Origin of the sequence: Amycolatopsis sp. DSM 110486 (assembly GCF_019468465.1) — a bacterium.
Taxonomy (GTDB): domain Bacteria; phylum Actinomycetota; class Actinomycetes; order Mycobacteriales; family Pseudonocardiaceae; genus Amycolatopsis.
On record NZ_CP080519.1, the window covers coordinates 7,496,787 to 7,512,246 of the forward strand.

Consider the following 15,460-nt stretch of genomic DNA (forward strand, 5'->3'; position numbering starts at 1 on the left):
CGGTTCGGGGAGCACGGCGGTCCGTCCGCGGGGGAGGCGGGCGAATGAACGAGATCGAGCTGTCCGCGGGGACGATCGAGTACGAGGACACGGGCGGCGACGGGCCGGTTCTGGTGTTCCTGCACGGGTTGCTGATGGACTCGTCGCTGTGGGCGGAGACGATCGCGGATCTCGCGGGGGAGTTCCGGTGTGTCGCGCCGACGTTGCCGCTCGGGGCGCACCGGAAGGCGATGCGGCCCGACGCCGAGCTGTCGATGCCGGCGCTCGCGCGGCTGGCGGGGGAGTTCTTGGCACGCTTGGATCTTCGCGAGGTGACGTTGGTCGGCGTGGATACCGGTGGGGCGCTCGTGCAACTGCTGATGGCCGGGGACGCCGGCCGGGTGCGGCGGGTGGTGCTCGCGTCGTGCGACGCGTTCGACAACTTCCCGCCGGGGCTGACGGGGAAGACACTGTTCCTCACGGGCCGGTTGTCACCGGGGTTGTTCGGGGCCTTCATGCAACAGATGCGGCTGAAAGCCCTGCGCCGCTTGCCGATCTCGTTCGGGTGGCTGACGAAGCGCGGCGACGCGGCCGTAGCCCGGTGGCTGCGGCCCCTGCTGACAGAGCCCGGGATCCGCCGCGACACCGTCCGCGTGCTGCGGGCCGCGGCGGCCGAACCCGGGATCCTCGTCGAAGCCGCGGCGCACCTGCCGGAGTTCGACCGGCCCACGCTGGTGGTGTGGGCGAGCGAGGACCGCGTGATGCCACCGGAACACGGGCGACGGCTGGCCGAGCTGCTGCCGAAGGCACAACTGTCCGAAGTGGACGACAGCTACACCCTGCTGCCGCTCGACCGGCCCGCCGAGCTGGCCCGGCTGATCGGCGAGTTCACGCGCACCACCTGAGCTTCACTGTCCACAAAGGTCATTTCGCGGCCATCGGGCCCGCGCCGGTCACCGTGCGTGGTCCTGATGGCCGCGAATGTGCTCTCGAAGCACTTTCCGATGTTGCCGACTGTCGCGTCGCGACCTGATCGGGAAAATCGGAAGCGTTACCTCAGATGATGGCGCCGGGCGGCGCGGAGGCCTAACCTTCCCGCAACAACAGCCCCACCCGCACGCCGGTCGCAACTCCGTGGCCGGTTCGCGACCTGGAGATACTTCCGCTGTGAAAGTGTTTCCTTTATCCTGGATCCAATCGCCAATCCGAGAGGAAGGGCTTTCATGATCGATTCCCAGGCCGACACCGACGCCGACCGAGTACGGGCCGATCTCGTCACCTGCACCAGCTTGCTCGTGTTCAAGGGTGTCCTCGACTACAGCGGCCACCTCTCCGCGCGGGTGCCGGGCACCGACGACCGCATCTTCATCCAGCCGCGCGACGCGAGCCGCGCCGCGCTGCGACCCGAAGACCTGCTGGTCGTGGACCTGGACGGCAACCTCGTCGAGGGCGAGCTCCCGCCGCCGGCCGAGACGGCCATCCACACCGGTGTCTACCGCGCGCGGCCCGAAGTGGACTTCATCTGCCACGGCCACCCCACGCTGTCGACCACCTTCACCATGGTCGACCACCCGTTTCTGCCGATGCGCCACTTCGCGTACAAGTTCCCCGACGGCCTGGCCGTGCACCCCGACCCCACGCACATCCGCTCGCGCGAGCAGGGTGACGCCGTGGCGAAGACCCTCGGCGACGCCGGCGCGTGCCTGCTGCGCTCGCACGGCACGGTCGTGGTCGCGAACCGCATCCAGGAACTGCTGATGGACTGCCTCGACCTCGAGGAGAACGCCCGCACGCTCCTCATCGCGCGCCAGCTCGGCACGCCGCTGCCGCTCACGCCCGAAGAGATCGTGCAGGTCGCCGAGAGCTACGACCGCGGCGGGCACCGCCCCGGCAAGCTCTGGGACCACTACGTGCACCTCGGCCGCCGCGCCGGTGTGCTCGCCGCCTGACCACACAGGACAGCTCCACGCAGGACAGAACACCGTCGGCCGGGGAAAACCGGCCGGTGGCAGTCGTTGTGCGCACTCCTCGTGTCCACAGTGCACGAAACCCGCGCTGCACAACACGGTGCACACGAACGTCATCCCCGAAACGAACAGTTCACGGCCGGACTGCTTGACCTTGATGTCGAATGGATCCAGGCTCCAACTGACAACCGGAGGAGGTCACGGTGTCCCTCACCGAAGACACGAGCTTGGCCAGTTCGGCCCCGGACCGGGCCGGACCGCCGGCCGCGCCACCCAGGAAGTTCCGGATCCCGTGGAACGCGAAGGTCCGCCGGCGGGTGCTGCCCGTCGCGTCGGTCGTGGTGTTCCTGGGCGTGTGGCAGATCTTCGGCGCGCAGGTCAACCCGATCCTGCTGGCCACCCCGTCGGCGGTCGCCGCGTCCTTTGTGGACATCATCGGCAACGGTGAGCTCGGCGCGGCCTTCCTGCGGGCGATGGAGGTGCTCGCGGCGGGCTTCGGGCTCTCGGCCGTGGTCGGCATCGCGGTGGGCGTGTGGATGGGCCGGCGCGAAACGGTGTCGCGCGTGCTCAACCCTTACGTCAGCTTCTTCCAGGCCACGCCGCTGATCGCGCTCACGCCGCTCGTGGTGATCTGGACGGGCATCGGGTTCACCTCCGAGGTCACGATCACCTTCCTGCTCGCGGTGTGGTCGATCATCATCAACACGGCCGAAGGCACCCGCAACACCCCGGCGATCCTGCTCGACATGGCGAAGGTCTACCGGGCGGGGGAGTGGTCGGTGGTCCGCCACGTCGCGATGCCCAACGCCGTGCCCTACATCTTCGCCGGCCTGCGCATCGCGCTGGCCAAGGCCCTGATCGGTGTGATCATCGGCGAGATGGACATCAGCCTCAAGGGTCTCGGCGGGCTGATCCAGAACTACGGCGACTCGTTCCAGACCGCGCCGCTGCTCGCCTCGATCATCAGCTCCTCGATCGTCGGCGTGATCGGCACGATCATCCTCGAGGTCCTGCGCCGCAAGCTCGCCCCGTGGTCGTCCAACGCCTCGGCCCACACCCGCGTCTGAACCCGGCACCGTCAATGAAAGGTTCGCCATGAGCGCACCCACGGCCTGCATCGAGATCGAGCACGTGTCCAAGCGCTACCAGCGCCCGGGCCGCAAGGCCGAGAGCTTCCTCGCCGTCTCCGACGTGCATTTCGACATCCGCCAGGGTGATTTCATCTCGCTGATCGGCGCCTCGGGCTGCGGCAAGACCACGCTGCTGCGGATGATGTCCGGGCTCATCCCGGTCGACGACGGCCAGATCCGCATCAACGGCAACCCCGTGCAGGGCGTGCCGGGGTCGATCGGGTTCGTGTTCCAGGAGCCGGCGCTGCTGCCGTGGAAGACCGTGCGCGAGAACATGGTCTTCGCCTTGAAGGCCAAGGAGCTTCCGCCCGAAGAGGTCGACGCCGCGATCGCCGCGAAGCTCGAGATGACGAGCTTGCAGGACTTCGCGGGCTATTACCCGTCGGCGCTGTCCGGCGGCATGCAACAGCGCGCCGGTCTGGCCCGGGCCCTGGCCTGCGACCCCGACGTGCTGTTCATGGACGAACCCCTGTCCGCGCTCGACGCCTTCACCCGGCGCCGGCTGCAGCAGGACATCGCCACGATCATCGAAGGCATCGGCGCGACCACGGTGCTCGTGACGCACGACGTCGACGAGGCCGTGTTCTTCTCCGACCGCATCGTGGTGATGGGCACCTCGCCCGGCTCGGTCCGCGATGTCGTCGAGGTCCCGTTCCCCAAACCGCGCACGCACGCGGAGCTGCTCGGCGATCCCGAGGTGGCGAAGCTGCGCGACCACGTGCTGGGCATCGTGCTCGGCCTGCACTGAAGTTCCCGCACTGATGTTCCTGACTGAAGTTTCTGCACCGAAGAACCACGCTCGAACCGCTCTCCCAACCCCCATCCCCACCCCACCGTCAGATCCAGTCCAGAAAGGAGGGTCCGCGATGTCCGCTCCCTCTTCGCGGCGGCGCCGCACGGCGCTCGTCGTCGGCGCGATCGCCGCGCTCACTGTGTCGCTCACGGCCGCGTGCGGCTCCGGCGACGCGGCCACCGGCACCGGCGACAAGCTGCCGACCTCGGCCGACGGCACGCCGAACCTCAAGGGCACCACCATCCGGATCGTCACCGGCGCCGCCCCCGCCATCGAGGACACCAAGATCGCCCTCGTGGCGCAGGTGCTCAAGAGCTGGGGCGCCGACGCGTCGATCGTCAACCAGACCGGCGACCCCTCGGCCATCCGGGTGCTGCTCGCCGGCGACGCCGACATCGGCACGCTCGCCGTATCGTCGTCGATCAACTCGGGCCTGAAGATCTTCGGGCCGAGCCAGCCGCGGCTGGATTACCACTTCATCGGCGCCCCTTCGCTGAGCTCGATGAAGGACCTGCCCGGCCACGTCTACGGCACCTCCAACGTCCACGGTGTCGAGGCGCTGATGTTCGCCGACCTGCTGGCGAAGAACAACATCGACCCCAAGGCGGTCACCACGACCGTGGCCGGTGGCGCGTCGGTGCGCGTGAGCGCCATGCTCACCCACCACATCGACGCGACGTTCGCGCACGCCACCGACGTCTCGAAGCTGACCTCGGCCGGCTTCCACGACCTCGTGACTATGTCGAAGACCGCACCGGAGCTCGCGGACTCGTTCCTCGCGACCTCACCGCAGTGGCTCGCGAGCCACGGCGCGCTGGCCGTGGCGATCGACCAGGCGTGGATCAAGGCGGCGCAGATCTTCAACACCGACAAGGACCAGTGGGTCAAGGCCGCGGTCGCCTACGCCAAGGCGGACGAGAAGGAAGCGTCGAGCACCTACGACGCCCTCAAGGCGGCGGACACATTCCCCGCGACGAAGGACGCCTACTCCGAGGCTTCGGCGAAGGTCCAGGAGGATCTGGCCAACAAGGTCGGCGCGATCACCAAGGCACCGGCCACGTCCGTCTGGGTCGACACCGCCACGTGGGACAAGGCCACGGCCGCCATGAAGATCAACTGATCCACCTGATCCGCAACGGAAAGACCCGGTGAAAAACCCCAGTGGGAAAGGACTCGTCCGGGTCGGTCCGATAATGGATCCAGGATACGATTGTCCGGTAAAACCAGGACGAATGGTAACCGCTTGACGGCCGGCGCACGCCGGTCGAGGGGAGGCTAGGTCACGATGGCTCAGCGTCAGTCCGGGGGAGCCGGCGGCGGTACGGGAGGCGGCACCCCGGAAGGGGCCGCGATCACCGGCCGCGCCAGCTTCGACGAGGTCGTGTCGCGGTTGTCGAGCGGCTACCGTTCGATCGGCGACATGGTCTACGAGGTCCTGCGCCAGGCGTTGCTCTCCGGGGCGTTCGCCCCCGGGGAGCACCTCCGGCAGGAGGCGCTGGCCACCGCAATCGGGGTGTCCCGGCTCCCGGTGCGGGCCGCGCTGCTGCGGCTCGACGCCGAGGGGCTCGTGGAGTTCCACCCGCGCCGCGGCGCGGTGGTCAAGACGCTGACGGCCGAGCAGCTCGTGGAGATCTACGAGCTGCGCGACCTGCTCGAGACCCACGCGCTGCGCAAGTCGATGAAGACGATGACCGTGGACCGGATCGCGAGCCTGCGCCGCAACGCCGAGCTGCTCGACGCCGAGGAGGAGGGCGAAGGCTTCCTCGACGTCCGAGTGCGGTTCTACCGGGAGCTCTACGACGCCGAGCGCAACCCGCGGCTGGTGGAGCTGATCGAGGACCTGCGCAGCAGCGTCGGGCGGTACCTGCTCGGCTGGCGGGTGTCGGGCAGCCGCAGCCACCACGGGCGCCACACCACGCTGGTCGACCACGTCGAGCGCGGTGACGTCGAGAAGGCCGAAGCGGCGCTGCACGACCACCTTCGCGAAGTGAGCGAAGGCGTCGCCAAGATCCTTTCCGGCGAAAGCGATCGCGAACCCGACAGCGAATTCCCCGCGTAACAGAATCCTTTCCCTTCATCGAACACAGTTCCGCAATCGAATACAGCGTTGTCCGCAAACCCGGCCGAATCGCCGGGCAGGTACCCCCTGCCCGGAAACCGGCGGGCAGGAGTGAACGGAAACGGCATGAGAACTGACGAGGTCTCCTGGTTCAGCGACGGCGAACGCATCAGCGGGCTCTGGCGCACCCCGGACGAGGGCGACGGGCCCTACCGCGTCGTCGTGCAGGGCCCGGGCTGGATGGGCCTGAAGGACGCGAAGCTCTACGTGCGCTACCACCAGGCGCTCACCGACGCCGGGTTCGCCGTGCTGGTGTTCGACTACCGCGGCTTCGGCGATTCCGAGGGCGATCCGGAGCTGCTGTCGCCGGCCCGCCAGCTGGCCGACCTGCGCAGTGCGGTCACCTACGTCGAGGCGCGGCCCGACGTGCTGCCCGACTCGATCGGCGTGTTCGGCAGCGGCGGCACGGGCGGGGGCAACGCGGTGCTGCTCGCGGCCGTCGACCCGCGGGTGCGGGCGGCGGTGAGCCAGCTGCCCGTGGCCGACGGCGGCGACTGGCTGCACCGCATGCGCAGCGAGTACCAGTGGCTCGACTTCCTGGCCGAGCTGGACGCCGACCGGCGCGAGCGGACGCTGCACGGTGTGGGCAAGCTCGTGAACCCGCGCGAAGAGATCATGGTGCCGACCTCGGAACGCCGGGCCACGAGCGTGAAGTCCGATGTGGACGGACGCGTGCCGAAGCAGGTGCGCCTGGCCGCGGCGGAGGAGATCATCGCCTACCGGCCGGCCGAGGCGGCGGCGACGCTGACCACGCCGCTGCTCGTGATCGGCGTGGAGAACGACGCCACCACGCCCACCGACCATGCGGAGCAGATCTACGAAGCCGCGCGCGGGCCGAAGGAACTGATCATGCAGCGGCACACGAGCCACTACGCCGCCTACGACAAGTACTGGACCGCGACGACGCCCCGCATCGTCGCGTGGTTCGAGGAGTATCTCCGCCCGGCCGATGTGGTCGTGCGTTCGAGCCGGCCGGGCGGACACCCGGCCGTAGTGGAGGTGAAGGCATGAGCATCGATCTCCGTGTTTCCGGTGGCCGCGTGCAGTTGCCCAGCGGCGCCGTCGACGGCGACCTGCTGGTGAACGAGGGCAAGGTCGTCGGGGTCGTGTCCGGCTCCGTCGAGATCGCCGACGTCGGCCGCACCGTCGACGCCACCGGGAAGCTGGTGCTGCCCGGCATGGTCGACGTCCACGTGCACACCCGCGAGCCCGGGTTCGAGCACAAGGAAGACATCTACACCACGTCGCTGCAGGCGGCCGCGGGCGGCGTCACCACGATCTTCGGGATGCCGAACCTGAACCCGCCGACCACCACCGCGAAGACGCTGCGCGAGGTGTTCGGCCTCTACGCCGAGAAGTCCATCGTGGACTGGAACCACAACCCGGCGGCCACGCAGCCCGACGAGATCGCGCCGATGGCCGCGATGGGCGTGAACGCGTACAAGATCTACATGGTCGTGGACACCGGCCGCACCTACCCGCATCCGGCCGGCACCGGCATGCACGGGCACGGCGACCTGCTGCGCATGATGGACACCATCGCCAAGACGGGTAAGCGCTTCATCATCCATCCGCACGACCAGTCCTTGATGGACTACATCGAGGGTGAATACCTGGCGCGCGGGGAAAACACGCCGCAGGGCTACGCGTCGGCCTACGCCGCGCGCAACGGCGTCATCTGGGACACGGCGATCGAGGTCGTGCTGCGGCTGGCCGAGGCTTCGGGCTGCAAGGTGCACCTCGCGCACATCCAGACGCGCCGCTCCGTCGAGGCGGTTCGCCGGGCTCGTGAGCACGGTGTGGACGTGACGTGTGAGGTCAACCACTGGCTGCCGTTCCTGTCCACTTGGGACGATGTGGAGAAGCTCGGCCCGTACGCGCTGTCCTACTGGGTGCCCGACGACGGCCGCGCAGCCGTGTGGGAGGGCCTGCGTGACGGCACGATCGACATGTTCTCCTCCGACCACGCGCCGCACACGCGCGAGGAAAAGGAGATCGGCTGGACGCAGATGTGGAGCTCCCACACGGGAACCCCCGGCATCCAGTACTTCTACCCGCTCGCGCTCGACGCGGTGAACAAGGGCCTGCTCACGCTCGACCGCGCGGTGGAGCTCGTCGCCGGTGCGCCGGCCGCGAAGTTCGGCCTGCAGGGTGTGAAGGGCGCACTCACCCCGGGCTGCGACGCGGACTTCGTGATCGCGGACCTCGACGCGCCGTGGACGATCACCAACGACGGCGTGCTGTCGAAGATCGGCTGGACCCCGTACGACGGCCGGCAGCTCACGGCCGGCATCGAGCAGACCTACGTCCGCGGCACCGAGGTGTTCGCGGGCGGCAAGGTGACCGGCGAGGCCGGGCACGGCAAGCAGGCGGTGTCAGGAAAGGTGCAGAACGCATGAAGTTCGGACTGTTGCTCCCGCATTTCGGCGAGCACGCCTCGCGCGACAACGTGCTCCAGGGCGCGATCATGGCCGAGAAGGCCGGGTTCGACTCGGTCTGGGTGCGTGACCACCTGGTGTTCGAGCCGCACGGCGAGATGGAGAAACCCAACCGCACGTTCTACGACGCGCTCACCACGCTCACGGCCATCGGCGCCGTGACCGAGCGCATCGAGCTGGGCACGGGCTCGCTGATCCCGTTCCGGCACCCGCTGGTCACGGCCCTGATGACGGGCACGATGACCCAGCTGTTCGGCCCGCGCGTGATCCTCGGGTTCGGCGCCGGCACGTTCGACCACGAGTTCGAGGCCATCGAGTGGGGCGAGCGCGACCGCGTGGAGCTCGTGCGCTCCAACGCCGAGATTTTCAAGCGCGTGTTCACCGAGAACGACGTGACCTACTCGGACGCGAACTTCTCGTTCAGCGACATCACGATCGAACCGAAGCCGCTGGGCGGGAGGGTACCGTTCTGGTACTGCGGCGCCACCCCTCGTTCGGCCCGGCTCGCGGTCGAGTTCTGCGACGGCTGGATGCCGGGCCGGATCTCGATGGCGACGCTGGACAAGCGCGTGACGACCATGCGGGAGCTCTCGGACCAGGCCGGGCGCACGATGCCGACCGTGGCCGTGATCCCGCCCACGTCGATCGAGCCTACGTACGAGGAGGCGGTGAAGCACGTGAACGTCCCGGGCCTGCTGGCCTGGGCGAACAAGGCGAAGTTCGCGGTGAAGCCGCCGTCGGGCACCTTCGAGACCGTGAAGGATCTCTCAGGGCAGCTCATCGTCGGCACACCGGAGGATGCTCTGGAGGAGATCGACCGCTTCGCCGCGACCGGGGTGGAGCACCTGGTGTTCGACTTCCGGTTCAAGTTCGATCGGTGGTTCGATCAGATCGAGCTGCTCGGGTCGGAGATCATCGGCAAGGTGAACGCGGGCGTCTGAGAAGGGACGAGTCCAGTGGTGAGGTTCGGGTACAAGGCGTCGGCGGAGCAGTTCGCGCCGGCGGAGCTGCTGCGCTACGGCGTGCTGGCCGAGGAGAACGGGTTCGACTCGGTGTTCGTGAGCGACCACCTGCAGCCGTGGCGCCACGACGGCGGCCACGCGCCGGCCGCGCTGCCGTGGCTGGGCGCGCTCGGTTCGGCGACGGAGCGGGTGGTGCTCGGCACGAGCGTGCTGACGCCGACGTTCCGCTACCACCCGGCGGTGGTGGCGCAGGCGTTCGCCACGCTCGGGTGCCTGTTCCCGGGCCGCGTGGTGCTGGGCATCGGGTCGGGCGAGTCGATGAACGAGGCCCCGCTCGGCATCGAGTGGCCGGAGCCGAAGGTGCGGTTCGCGCGGCTGAAGGAGGCGATCGAGCTCATCCGCCGCCTGTGGACGGAGGAGCGCGTGGACTTCGAAGGCGCGCACTACCGCACGGAGAAGGCCACGGTGTACGACCGGCCGGAGGTGCCGGTGCCGCTCTACATCGCGGGCTCCGGCCCGGCTGCCACGCGGCTCGCGGGCCGGCGGGGTGACGGGTTCATCACCACGAGTGGCAAGGCGCCGTCGCTGTACACGGACACGTTGCTGCCCGCCGTGCGCGAAGGCGTGGAGCAGTCGGGCCGGGCGGTCGGCGACGTGGACATGATGATCGAGGTCAAGGTCTCGTTCGACGCCGATGCCGACCGCGCGTTGCAGGACACGCGGTTCTGGGGCGCGCTGGCGTTGAAGCCGGAGGAGAAGACGGGTGTCGAGGACCCGGTCGAGATGCAGCGGCTGGCCGACGCGCTGCCGATCGAGCGGGCCGCGAGCCGGTTCATCGTGTCGTCCGACCCGGACGAGCACGTGGCGGCGATCAAGCGGTACCTCGACCTGGGCTTCACGCACCTGGTGTTCCACGCCCCCGGGCCGGACCAGGAGCGGTTCCTGAAGGCCTACGGCACGGAGATCCTGCCGCGGTTGCGCAAGCTGGTGTGACGTGAGTGCCGCGGGCCCGGCGAGTGTGCCGGGCCCGCGGTGTCCACTGTGGTCAGTGCACTGGTACTGGTGTTTTCGTGCGATCCAATCGGCCTGAGACGACGGCCAGCGCCAGGGCGGCCACCGTCATGGCGGCGCCGACCCAGTTGGTCGACGCGTAGCCGTATCCCGCGGCGATGACGACGCCGCCGAGCGAGGCGGCCAGCGCGTTGCCGAGGTTGAACGCGCCGATGTTCACGGCACTGGCGACCGTGGGTGCGGCTTCCGCACTGGCCAGCATCCGCATCTGCAACGGCGGCACGGTGGCGAAGCCGAAGCCGCCCAGCAGGAACAGCGTGATGATCGCGGGCACGGCCGCGTGGGCGGTGAAGGCGAACACGGCGAGCACCACGGCCAGCGCGGCGAGCACCGTGTACAGCGTCGGCATCAGAGCGCGATCGGCGAACTTGCCGCCGACGAGGTTGCCGAGCACCAGCCCGACCCCGAACAGCACCAGCAGCCAGCTGACCGCGCTGCTCGGCAGGCCGGCGACCTCGGTCATCATCGGCGCGATGTAGGTGAAGCTCGCGAACACCCCGCCGAAGCCCAGGATCGTCGTGCCGACCGCCAGCCACACCCGCGCGTGGCGGAACACGGCGAACTCCGCGCCGATCCTGGCGTTTTCCGGCCTCGGGGTGTCCGGCACGAGCGCCGCGACACCGGCCAGCCCGAGTACGCCCAGCCCCGCGACCACCCAGAACGTCGCTCGCCACCCCAGGCCCTGCCCGATGAACGTGCCCAGCGGCACACCGAGCACATTGGCCAGCGTCAGCCCGGTGAACATGAGCGCGATGGCGCTGGCCTTCTTCTCCGGCTTGACCAGGTCCGCGGCCACCACCGCGCCGACCCCGAAGAACGCCCCGTGCGTCAACGCCGCGACGATCCGGCCGGCCAGCAGCGCCCCGTAGCTCGGCGCCAGCGCCGACAACGCGTTGCCGACGATGAACACCCCCATCAGCAGGAGCAGCAGGTGCTTGCGCCGCATCCTGGTGCCGAGCGCCGTCATCGGCAACGCGCCGGCCGCCACCCCCAGCGCGTACCCGGTGATCAGCCACCCCGCGGCCGGGATGGACACCCCGAAATCGGCCGCCACCTCGGGCAGCAACCCGGCGATCACGAACTCCGTCGTGCCGATGCCGAACGCGCCGATGGCCAGCGCGAGCAAGGCGAGCGGCATGGGACTGCCTCCTGAAGCGTGGACAACTACCGTCGCTGGCAATAGTTGCATACGCTTTCTATTGAGGCTGCCGACTGTGATCAGCGGAACTCGGGGCGCGCGAAAGCTCGCCCCTGCGTGGTGAGCGGTGCGGCGTGATCAGCTGCCGAAGACGTGCCGGTCCAGGAACGGGTTGCGGAACTTCCCCGCAGGGTCCAGCCGGGTCGCCAGGGAGCGGAAGTCGGCCGACCGCGGGTAGGCCAGGTCGAGTGCCTCGCCGTGGAAGAGTTTGCCCCAGTGGGGGCGGGGGGCGAAGGGGGCGAGGGTGGACTCGATGGTCGGCAGAAGGGTCTCGACCTCGGGTTGGCGGGGGAGCCAGGTGAAGTGGATCGCCACGCTGTCGCGGCCCGACGAGGGGCTGAGCCAGAGGTCGTCGCTGGCGATGGTGCGGATTTCGGACACCAGGAGCAGCGGGGCGATGAGGTGGCCGATGCCGCGCAGGGCCTCGAACGCGGCGGGGGCGGCGGCGCGGGGCACGAAGTACTCGGTCTGGAGTTCGGCGCCGACGCTCGGGGTGAAGCCGAGGCGGAAGTGGGGGAGGCGGTCGTACCAGGGACCGGGGGCGCCGAGCTGGGCGGTGGTGTTGCCGGCCGGCACGCCGGCGGCGTGGGCGGGGTGGCGGGGACCGTCGGCGGGGGCGGCGCCGAACAGTGACGGCGGGACAGCGGCGGCCGGCGAAGCCGGAACCTCGGCTGAGGTGCGGTTTTTCAGCCAGACCTGGTCGACGACGTCGCGGGCCCAGTTCGTGAACAGGCTGACGCTGTAGCCCGCCGCCTGGATCTCGTCGAAGTGCTCGACGGCGGCGGACCACGGCAGGTTGTCGAACACGTCCTGGCGCACGGTGAACGACGGGACCAGGTCGAGCGTCAGCCGGGTCACCACGCCGAGAGCGCCGACGCCGACGACGACACCGGCGAAGTCGGCGTCGCCCCGGGTGAAGGTCAGCAGCGAGCCGTCAGCGGTCAGCAGGTCCACCGCGGAGACGGCCGCGGCCAGGCCGGGGTGGCGTTCGCCGGAGCCGTGGGTGCCGGTGGCGACGCTGCCGCCCACGGTGATGTGCGGCAGCGACGCGAGGTTTTCCAGTGCGAAGCCGGCTTCGTCGAGCTGGGCCACGAGGTCGCCGTAGCGGACCGAACCCCCGACGGTCACGGTGGCAGCACGAGTGTCCAGCGACGGCACGCCTGACATCCCCGAAAGATCCAGCTGCACGCCACCGGGACTGTCGGCCACGTCGTTGAAGCTGTGCCGGCTGCCGAGCGCCTTGATCCTTCCCGCGGAGGCGACGAGCTCGCGGGCCTCGTCGAGCGTCCGCGGGGTCAGCACCTCGCGGGCGCCGTAGGTGAGGTTCCCCGCCCAGTTGGCGGCCGCGCCGCGCGCACTCTCGATCACGAACGCCCAGCTTAGGCGGGGCTCGCCAAAGGCGTCGGATCCGGGCAGACTTGGTTCATGCTTCTCGAACAGCCAGTGCGCCCCGAACCGGCGGCGCGTTTCGAACCGACAGTGCTTTTCGCGTCGGCAGTGCACTTCGAACCGGCAGCGCTGTTCGAACCGGCGGGGCGCTGACATGCACTCGGCCGGACTGGTACTGCACCCGAAGCGGGACTCCGCCCCGGCGGTTGAGGCCGTCCTCGGGTGGGCCGCGAACCGCGGGATCAAGATCCTCGGCATCGCCGAAGAGATCGTGCGCCTGGACTGCAAGGCGGTGGGGGTGTCGGCGGAAGAGCTCGCCACCCAGTCCGACCTGCTGGTGAGCCTCGGCGGCGACGGCACCATGCTGCGCGCGATGCGCCTGGCAGACGGGCAGCGCGCCCCCGTGCTGGGTGTGAACCTCGGCAAGCTCGGCTTCCTGGCCGAGGTCGACGTGCCCGACCTGCCCGGCGCGTTGTCGATGATCGACGCGCACGAGTTCACCGTCGAGCCGCGCCTGGCGGTCGACGCGGTGATCGGCGGCCGGACCGTGACGGCGTTCAACGACGTCGCCGTGGTCCGCGTGCCCGGCGACGGCGGGGCGCTGGTCGCGGTGCGCGTGAACGAGGAGCAGTTCGTGAGCTACGCGGCCGACGCGGTCATCGTCGCGACGCCCACCGGCTCCACGGCCTACAGCTTCTCCGCCGGCGGCCCGATCACGAGCCCCGCCGTGGAGGCGCTGCTGGTCACGCCGGCCGCCCCGCACTCCGCGTACGGCCGCGGCGTGGTGCTCTCCGTCCACGACACGCTGGCCCTCGAGCTCCTGCCCGGCAGCGGCCGGCTGGCGGTGGAGGTCGACGGGATCGTCGAGGGCTACGTCCAGCCGGGCGAACGGATCGAACTTTGCGCCCGCCCGAGCGCGGCCCGCGTCGTGCGGCTGGGCCGCACCACGTTCTTCCAACGGGCCCGGCGCAAGCTACGGCTGAGTGACTCGGCGGAGATCGCGCCGTCGTCCTGAGGACCACTCGGTAGGACCACGAACCCGCGCCCACGACTTTGGCGGGTGATCCTGCGTGGCCCAGCCCAGCGCTGGAGGGCGTAACCACGCCGAGGCGAGCCCAGCCGCCGCGCGCCGGAAAGATTTCTGGCGAGCCATGCAACCTCACAGGGCCCCCGCGTCGTATGGGGTGGTCGACGAGGGGTGGTGACGTGGCGGATCGGAAGAGTTTCACCGACGTGGCGAGGGACCGCGCGCCGGTGTGGTGCCGGGTGTCGTTCCTGATGTGCGGGGACTGGGCCCTGGCCGAGGACATCGTGCAGGTGACGTTGCTGCGGCTGTACAAGCGCTGGCACCGGCTGGATCCCGCGGGAATCGAGGCCTACGCGCGCAAGGTCATGGCCCGGTTGGCGATCGACGCCTCCCGACGGCCGCACCGCCGCAGCGAAGTACTGACCACGCCCCCCGAACGCACGCAGCGGGCCGCGGCCCCCGAGGACGGGGCTGATGTCCGCGCCGCGCTCCGCACGTTGGGGCCACGGCAGCGTGCCGTGCTGGCCTTGCGCTTCTACTGCGACCTCTCGGTCGCCGAGACCGCGGCGACGCTGCGGATCAGCGAAGGCACGGTGAAGTCCCAGTCCGCGCGCGCCCTGGCCGCGCTGCGGACGCTGCTGTCGTACGACTCGACCACGCTCAGCCCGACCGAAAGGGTTCTGCCATGACGACAGAACGGGAACTGCTCGAGCAGGCCCTGGGCTCCCACCAGCCGCCGGTGTCGCTGGACTTCGAGGCGATCGAGGCGCAGGGGGCACGAGCGGTGCGGCGTCGCACCAAGCTGGCTCTGGCAGGCACTGCCGCCGCGGTGGTCCTCGTCGGACTGGGCGGGGCGGCGCTATTCACCAGCGGAACCCCGCAGACGGTGACCCCGGCCGCCGGCGGGCAGGTCACCACCGCGGCGCCGACCGAGCGCGAGATCGCCTACTGCTACCAGAACGCGGACATCACCAGCAGCGCGGACGATCAGCACGTCGCCGTTGGCATCAGCGGCAACAGCGCCAACGGCCGCGGCGACACGGCGGCCCACATCATGTCGTACTGCACCACCGCTTGGGCGAACGACTACTACCAGTGGCAGCAGCCCGGACTGCCCCGGGTCGTTCCTCCGCTCGTCGCGTGTGTCCTGACGTCCGCGGCCGTCAACATCGACCAGGCGGCGGTCGGCGCGGTCGGTGTGTTCCCCGGTGACGCGACAACGTGCGCTGCGATGGGCCTGCCCGTCGCGAAAATCTAGAGTCTTCGCGTTGGCCAAATCGCCGAACTTGTTCGCTATCTAGGTCGCACCCGGTTGGTTCTCGGCCTTCGTCGAACCCAAGTACGCGCCCGGCACGCAGGTCCACTCCGGACGGTTGCGCCGATTGGT

Annotated in this window: 15 protein-coding genes; 13 read left to right on the top strand and 2 right to left on the bottom strand. The window is 69.7% G+C overall.

Going from position 1 to position 15,460, the window contains the following annotated elements; genetic code table 11:
• Positions 1-44: 44 nt before the first annotated feature.
• From K1T34_RS36355 to fgd, 10 genes are all read left to right on the top strand, one after another.
• Entirely contained in the window at positions 45-884 is an 840-nt protein-coding gene (locus tag K1T34_RS36355; protein ID WP_220239244.1) for an alpha/beta fold hydrolase, read from the top strand.
• A 318-nt stretch (positions 885-1,202) separates the two neighbouring features.
• The gene (locus tag K1T34_RS36360; protein ID WP_220239245.1) at positions 1,203-1,928 is read left to right on the top strand and encodes a class II aldolase/adducin family protein; all 726 of its coding nucleotides are present in this window, start codon (positions 1,203-1,205) and stop codon (positions 1,926-1,928) included.
• Between the two features lie 221 nt (positions 1,929-2,149).
• Positions 2,150-3,013, top strand: coding sequence for an ABC transporter permease (locus K1T34_RS36365; RefSeq protein ID WP_220239246.1), 864 nt, complete (start codon positions 2,150-2,152; stop codon positions 3,011-3,013).
• 28 nt (positions 3,014-3,041) lie between these two features.
• Positions 3,042-3,824, top strand: a complete 783-nt coding sequence (locus tag K1T34_RS36370) for an ABC transporter ATP-binding protein (RefSeq protein ID WP_220239247.1) — start codon at positions 3,042-3,044, stop codon at positions 3,822-3,824.
• Positions 3,825-3,942: 118 nt separating this feature from the next.
• Positions 3,943-4,989, top strand: coding sequence for an ABC transporter substrate-binding protein (locus K1T34_RS36375; protein WP_220239248.1), 1,047 nt, complete (start codon positions 3,943-3,945; stop codon positions 4,987-4,989).
• Between the two features lie 165 nt (positions 4,990-5,154).
• Positions 5,155-5,928, top strand: a complete 774-nt coding sequence (locus K1T34_RS36380; RefSeq protein WP_220239249.1) for a GntR family transcriptional regulator — start codon at positions 5,155-5,157, stop codon at positions 5,926-5,928.
• Positions 5,929-6,054: 126 nt separating this feature from the next.
• Positions 6,055-6,999: an alpha/beta hydrolase gene (locus K1T34_RS36385; protein ID WP_220239250.1), complete on the top strand. Its 945-nt coding sequence runs from the start codon at positions 6,055-6,057 to the stop codon at positions 6,997-6,999.
• Positions 6,996-8,387, top strand: a complete 1,392-nt coding sequence (locus K1T34_RS36390) for a dihydroorotase family protein (RefSeq protein WP_220239251.1) — start codon at positions 6,996-6,998, stop codon at positions 8,385-8,387. Before K1T34_RS36385 ends, K1T34_RS36390 begins: the two co-directional genes overlap by 4 nt.
• The gene (locus K1T34_RS36395; RefSeq protein WP_220239252.1) at positions 8,384-9,367 is read left to right on the top strand and encodes an LLM class flavin-dependent oxidoreductase; all 984 of its coding nucleotides are present in this window, start codon (positions 8,384-8,386) and stop codon (positions 9,365-9,367) included. Before K1T34_RS36390 ends, K1T34_RS36395 begins: the two co-directional genes overlap by 4 nt.
• A 15-nt stretch (positions 9,368-9,382) precedes the next feature.
• Positions 9,383-10,381 carry a glucose-6-phosphate dehydrogenase (coenzyme-F420) gene (gene fgd / locus K1T34_RS36400; protein WP_220239253.1) on the top strand — a complete coding sequence of 333 codons (999 nt, stop codon included), beginning with the start codon at positions 9,383-9,385 and terminating at the stop codon, positions 10,379-10,381.
• A 52-nt stretch (positions 10,382-10,433) separates the two neighbouring features.
• Here fgd and K1T34_RS36405 read toward each other — a convergent pair whose 3' ends face one another.
• Positions 10,434-11,597, bottom strand: coding sequence for an MFS transporter (locus K1T34_RS36405; RefSeq protein ID WP_220239254.1), 1,164 nt, complete (start codon positions 11,595-11,597; stop codon positions 10,434-10,436).
• A gap of 138 nt (positions 11,598-11,735) precedes the next feature.
• Entirely contained in the window at positions 11,736-13,025 is a 1,290-nt protein-coding gene (locus tag K1T34_RS36410; RefSeq protein ID WP_304504294.1) for an FAD-binding protein, read from the bottom strand.
• Positions 13,026-13,200: 175 nt separating this feature from the next.
• On the opposite strand from K1T34_RS36410, the gene K1T34_RS36415 reads away from it, so the two are divergent.
• The 3 genes from K1T34_RS36415 (at position 13,201) to K1T34_RS36425 (ending at position 15,331) form a co-directional block, all read left to right on the top strand.
• Positions 13,201-14,061 (top strand): NAD(+)/NADH kinase, encoded by an 861-nt coding sequence (locus K1T34_RS36415; RefSeq protein ID WP_220239256.1) that lies wholly within the window; start codon positions 13,201-13,203, stop codon positions 14,059-14,061.
• A gap of 191 nt (positions 14,062-14,252) precedes the next feature.
• Positions 14,253-14,762 (top strand): RNA polymerase sigma factor, encoded by a 510-nt coding sequence (locus K1T34_RS36420; RefSeq protein ID WP_255637805.1) that lies wholly within the window; start codon positions 14,253-14,255, stop codon positions 14,760-14,762.
• Positions 14,759-15,331 (top strand): hypothetical protein, encoded by a 573-nt coding sequence (locus K1T34_RS36425; protein ID WP_220239258.1) that lies wholly within the window; start codon positions 14,759-14,761, stop codon positions 15,329-15,331. Before K1T34_RS36420 ends, K1T34_RS36425 begins: the two co-directional genes overlap by 4 nt.
• Positions 15,332-15,460 lie beyond the last annotated feature (129 nt).